Annotated in this window: 2 protein-coding genes; both read left to right on the forward strand. The window is 73.3% G+C overall.

Annotated elements, in window-relative coordinates; genetic code table 11:
- The first annotated feature begins 95 nt into the window (after positions 1 to 95).
- The gene (locus ABZW03_RS39555; RefSeq protein WP_355269530.1) at positions 96 to 1,109 is read left to right on the forward strand and encodes an alpha-hydroxy acid oxidase; all 1,014 of its coding nucleotides are present in this window, start codon (positions 96 to 98) and stop codon (positions 1,107 to 1,109) included.
- A gap of 14 nt (positions 1,110 to 1,123) precedes the next feature.
- Positions 1,124 to 2,620, forward strand: a complete 1,497-nt coding sequence (locus ABZW03_RS39560; protein ID WP_355269528.1) for an aldehyde dehydrogenase family protein — start codon at positions 1,124 to 1,126, stop codon at positions 2,618 to 2,620.
- Positions 2,621 to 2,732 lie beyond the last annotated feature (112 nt).

Raw genomic sequence — 2,732 nt, forward strand, 5'->3', positions numbered from 1 at the left:
ACTTTTCGTGCGTGATTTGCCGGGTGCTGCGGCAGGAGTATGTCGGTCGGTCTACATAGTTAGCCGGGGGTCGGGTCGGTCGTGCACGAGAAGGCCTGGACGCCGACACCTGGGCGCTCCTCGACGGAGGCGCCGGCGCGGAACAGAGCCTGCGGGACAACCTCGCCGCCCTGCAGCGCTGGAGCTTCCGGCCGCGGAACCTGGCCGGGATCACCGAGACGCGCACCGCCACCACCTTCCTCGGCCTGGACCTGGCCTTCCCGGTGATCACCGCGCCGATCGGCGGGGACGGCCTGTTCCACGCCCGCGGCCAGTGCGAGATCGCCGCGGCGACCGCGAAGGCCGGCATCGTGCCGGTGGTCTCCGAGGCCTCCCGCTTCCCGCTGGAGACGGTGGCCGCCGCCAGCGACGGCCCGAAGATCATGCAACTCCACGCCTGGGGCGAGCCCGAGGAGTTCCTGGGCTTCGCCAAGCGGGCCGGGAAGGCCGGCTACTCCGCCCTGTGCGTCACCGTCGACTGCCCCACCCTCGGGTGGCGGGAACGCCTCATGGTGCGGCGCTTCGCCGTCCCCGACGAGGAGTGGAGCGGCAACTACGGCGACATCGGCGCCACCGCCGCCACCCGGCTGGTGGCCGGCACCGGCTCCGACTGGACCTGGGAGACGCTCGCCGCCGTCCGCCGGCAGCTCGAACTCCCGCTGCTGGTCAAGGGGATCCTCACCGCCGAGGACGCCGAACAGGCCGTCGCCGCCGGCGTGGACGCGATCTCCGTGTCCAACCACGGCGGCCGCCAACTGGACTGCGTCCCGGCCACCCTGGACCAGCTGCCGGAGGTGGTGGCCGCGGTCGGGGGCCGCATCCCGGTCGTCCTGGACGGCGGCATCCGCCGCGGCGCCGACGTCCTCAAGGCCCTCGCCCTGGGCGCGGACGTGGTCATGGTCGGCCGCCTGACCGCGATGGCCCTGGCCGCCGGCGGCGCCACCGGGGTGTACACGGCGCTGACCCTGCTGCGCGAGGAGTTCGAGCGGTCGATGCTGCTGGCCGGCCGGCGCACGCTCGACGAGCTAGACCGGTCGCTGCTGCAGCAGCGACCGGCCACCGGCGACTGAAGGGAACGGCCGAGATGACCGACGCCGGCACCACCGACTGGAAGGCGATGGCCGACAAGCTCGTGCCGGACGCCCGCCCGCTGCTGCACGGACGACGCGTGGACACCGCCGCGGACACCTTCGAGCTGCGCAGCCCCCGCGACGGCCGCCTGCTGTGCACCGTCCCCGCCTGCGGCCGGGCCGAGGTGGACCAGGCGGTGGCCCACGCCCGTGCCGAACAGCGCGAAGGGTGCTGGCCCAACTTCACGCCGCGCGCCCGCGGCGCGGTCCTGAACGCCTGGGCGGACGCCATCGAGGCCGAACGCGACGAACTCGCCCTGCTGATCAGCCTGGAGACCGGCAAGCCGATCAGGGACGCGGTGCAGGTCGACCTCGCCGGCGTGGTCCGGGCGATCCGCTGGTACGCCGCCCTCGCCGACAAGCTGCACGGCGACCACCCGCAGGTCGGCCGCGACGACGTCGCCCTGGTGAGCCGGGAGCCCGTCGGCGTGGTCGGCATCCTGCTCCCGTGGAACTTCCCGCTGGCACTCGTCGGCTACGACGTCGCCCCGGCCCTGATGCTCGGCAACTCGGTGATCGTCAAACCCTCGGAGCAGGCACCGCTGTCCGTGCTGCGCTGCTGCGAACTGGCCGTGGAAGCGGGCGTCTCCCGGGACGCGGTGAGCGTCGTGCCCGGGACGGGCGCGGGCGCCGGCCAGGCCGTGGCCGGGCACCCCGGCATCGACGCGGTCGCGGTGACCGGATCGGCGGCCACCGGCCGCGCGGTCATGCGCGCCAGCGGGGACAGCAACGGCAAACGGGTCTGGCCGGAGCTGGGCGGCAAGTCCGCCGCCGTGGTGTTCGAGGACGTGCCCGACGTGCGCGCCGCCGCCCACGCCATCGCCTGGGGCGGCTACTTCAACCAGGGCGCCATGTGCACCGGCTGCTCGCGCGTCCTGGTCGAACGGGAGGTCTACGAGGAGTTCCTGGAGGCCCTCGTCGCCGAGACGGACAAGCTGCGCCTGGGCGACCCGCTCGACTGGGAGACCACCGTCGGCGCGCTGACCACCGCGCACCAGCTGCACGACAGCCGCTCCGCCACCGAGCAGGCCGTGGCGGCCGGCGCCCGGCTGCTGCGCGGCGGCACCGAGCAGGACGTGCTCCCCGGCGGCCGCTACTTCCCGCCGACCCTGCTCGCCGACACCCCCGGGACCAACCCGGTCTTCACCGCGGAGGTCTTCGGCCCGGTAGTCGCCGCCCGCCCCTTCGACGAGGTCGACGAGGCCCTGCGCACCGCCTTCTCCTCGGGCTACGGCATGGGCGTCTCGGTGTGGACGTCCTCCCTGGACACGGCGTTCCGGGTGACCCGCTCGGCCAAGGCCGGCATCGCCTGGGTCAACTGCTTCGAAGGGGACGACCTCACCGTCCCCGCCGGAGGCGTCGGCAAGTCCGGCTTCGGACGCACCAAGGGCACCGCCGTCCTCGACAAGTACTCCGACCTGAAGACCACCTGGCTGCACCTCGGCAACTGACCACCCCGGCGGATGCCGGCGGTCGGGTGAACTATGGTTAAGGAACTCGGCAAAATGCCCCCGTAACTTCGGGAGAAGGGGGGCCATTCCTGGTGACGGGCCTTGCGCCTTG

The organism is Kitasatospora sp. NPDC004799 (assembly GCF_040609095.1).
GTDB lineage: Bacteria > Actinomycetota > Actinomycetes > Streptomycetales > Streptomycetaceae > Kitasatospora.

Excerpts from the sequence above, each read along its gene's own strand:
- ABZW03_RS39560 (WP_355269528.1), top strand. The coding sequence starts at position 1,124 with ATGACCGACGCCGGCACCACCGACTGGAAGGCGATGGCCGACAAGCTC.